This window comes from Vibrio sp. Vb0667 (assembly GCF_033391095.1).
In genome coordinates this window covers 1-2,258 of the sequence record NZ_JAWPOL010000080.1, presented here as the reverse complement: position 1 = coordinate 2,258, position 2,258 = coordinate 1, and the positions used below count along the sequence as shown (strand labels likewise).

At 45.8% G+C, this 2,258-nt stretch carries 3 protein-coding genes; 1 reads left to right on the top strand and 2 read right to left on the bottom strand.

Going from position 1 to position 2,258, the window contains the following annotated elements; all coding sequences use genetic code 11:
- A partial coding sequence (locus R8269_RS23470; protein ID WP_318222690.1) for a LysR family transcriptional regulator occupies positions 1 to 715 on the bottom strand: 715 nt, incomplete at its 3' end.
- A 208-nt stretch (positions 716 to 923) separates the two neighbouring features.
- Between R8269_RS23470 and R8269_RS23465 the strand changes: the two genes are divergently transcribed.
- Positions 924 to 1,160 (top strand): hypothetical protein, encoded by a 237-nt coding sequence (locus R8269_RS23465; RefSeq protein ID WP_005464033.1) that lies wholly within the window; start codon positions 924 to 926, stop codon positions 1,158 to 1,160.
- A gap of 93 nt (positions 1,161 to 1,253) precedes the next feature.
- Here the strand turns inward: R8269_RS23465 and R8269_RS23460 are convergent.
- Positions 1,254 to 2,258 (bottom strand): major facilitator superfamily transporter (locus R8269_RS23460; protein ID WP_318222689.1); only part of this gene is annotated, 1,005 nt, incomplete at its 5' end.

Here is a 2,258-nt window from a genome sequence, read left to right as displayed (position 1 = left end):
TACCGAAATGATCGGTTTGAAGGATGATTTTGTGGATCATCGCTGGGTGTTCTATTTCCACTTTTGGCGACGCATTAAAACCAATGTTCTTCAAGCGTTCCAACAGAGGGTACCGGTAGTCATTCCATCCTGGTGTTTTGAAGAGTAAAAAGGGGTAGAGCTGCAAGTCATCAAAATCTTGTGCGGGGTGATCTTTGCGAACAAAAAAGACGGCTTTTCCTTTTCCCAACTCTTTTTGTGCGACCGATTGAGGTAAGTCCTCATCAAAGTAGTGGATTGCGACCGCATTTTCACCATCTATTAAACGGTTTTTAGCCTCGTTTCCCCAGCGCAGAAACGAAAATTTGGCTCGAGGTGCTTGTTTTAGCAGGCTCAAGTAAAGCTCATCGCCGAAGTAATCCCAAAATAGCGTGTTGGCATAAATCGACAGTTGCCCATCAAAGGTCTCTGGGGAAAAGTTTTGCGGCTTAATGGAGTCCACACTCATCAGAATCTGTTCGAAGTGTGCCATGTTTGTTTCGACAAACGTCGTCGGTTCAAAGCCATGTTTCGTTTGCACAAACAGAGGATCATCGAACTGGGTTTTCATCTTGGTGAGGTTTTTACTGATGGCTCCGGATGTTTTTCCTAACGACTCTGCGACTAACCGAACATTGCGCAGCTCATACATGCGCTTCAGCACAAGAATGTTTTGAATATCCAGATTAATCGCCATTCTTTACTCCAACAATTCGGCTCGCTTCACATCATAGCGTTGAGCTGATCATCCAAAGACATCAAACGGTCAATTTTATTGAGGCATCTATCCGGAAGTGAAGAAAGGGGATTTCCATTTGGTAAATCAGGAGTTTCCTCGTCTTGCCCCCTTTACGTTGATACTGTTTCTACATCGAAACAGGTACAGACAATAACAGAGGTGATGTATGAAAAAACTAATCGCATTAGGCTTGATGGTTTGCTCAGCGAATGTGGCATTTGCGGCGGATGGCTCATACACAGGTACCATTGACATGACAATGAGTAATACGAACCAAGTGGATGTTGAACGCGCAAACTCGCAACTTACGTTGAAAGGCCGTAATGAAGCGATGTACGGCGGCGTGATGATTCAAACCGATGCATCTACCCAACCGATTGAACTTCGTGGCCGCCGCGATTAATCGGTCACGTTGTCATTACGAAAATGCCGCGATGAATTCGCGGCATTTTTGTTTGTTGATTGCGTATGTAATCAAGTGGCGGTGCGAAAGCGATTAGCTCTGTACCTCGACACCCGCTTCAATCTCGACAGGTTGCGCTTGTGCTTCGCTTTCTTTTGCCGCATCCAGCATTTTGCGAATAACAACCGACGCTGCCATAGCAATCGCCACCATCACAACCGCTAGTACAGTAAGCAATTGGAAGTAATCACCGTATACGGTTTGTACGATTTCTTGAGTGATCTCTTGGCCTTTTTCCATCGCAATTGACGTTGAGAAAGCGGCATCAACGATACCACTCAGTGCGATAGCAACGGAGAATTGACTAACCGAGAAGTTCTCGATGTGTTTTGGTGCAACAGACAGAATGAATGCCACAACCATTGAACCAACGATAACTTCCGCAATGGCTTGGAAGAAGTGAATCGCCAAGAAGATTTCAGGCATGATCACCACATCTTCACCAACGGTTGTGACCGCAAACGTTAGGATGCCAAATGCAATTGCAGTGAGTACAAACGCCATCGCGATTTTAGTCGCTGTCGAAAGGTGAACGTCGCGTTTTTCAAGCATACCGAAGAAACCCGCAACAATAGGGCCACCAACCATACACCAAAGTGGATTCATTGCCATTGCTGCTTCTGGCTCAAGTGGGATAAAGCCAAACAGTGAGCCTTTCAAAGTATTGATTGCCACCATGTTCATTGACGTCATCATTTGTCCGTAGTAGACGAAGAAACACGTAGTCAAGAAGGTCACAATGAGGATGGTGCCCATCTTCAATGACTCGGCTTTGCTGGCTTTCAGCATTAAAGAGACGAAGTAAAGAATCGCAGCGCCACCGATGGCATAAACGATGTTTTGACCAATATCCATGTTTGAGAACATGAAGAACACCAACGCGATCATGGCGACGGAAATCAGTGCGAAGAATACCCAGTTTTTCAAGCTTACCGCTTTTTGGTCAAGTTCAGCGGCTACACCAGTTAGGCCCTTTCTGAACATCAATAACATCACAAGCGCAGCGCCTGCCATGACGGCAGAGATGGTAAAGCCGCC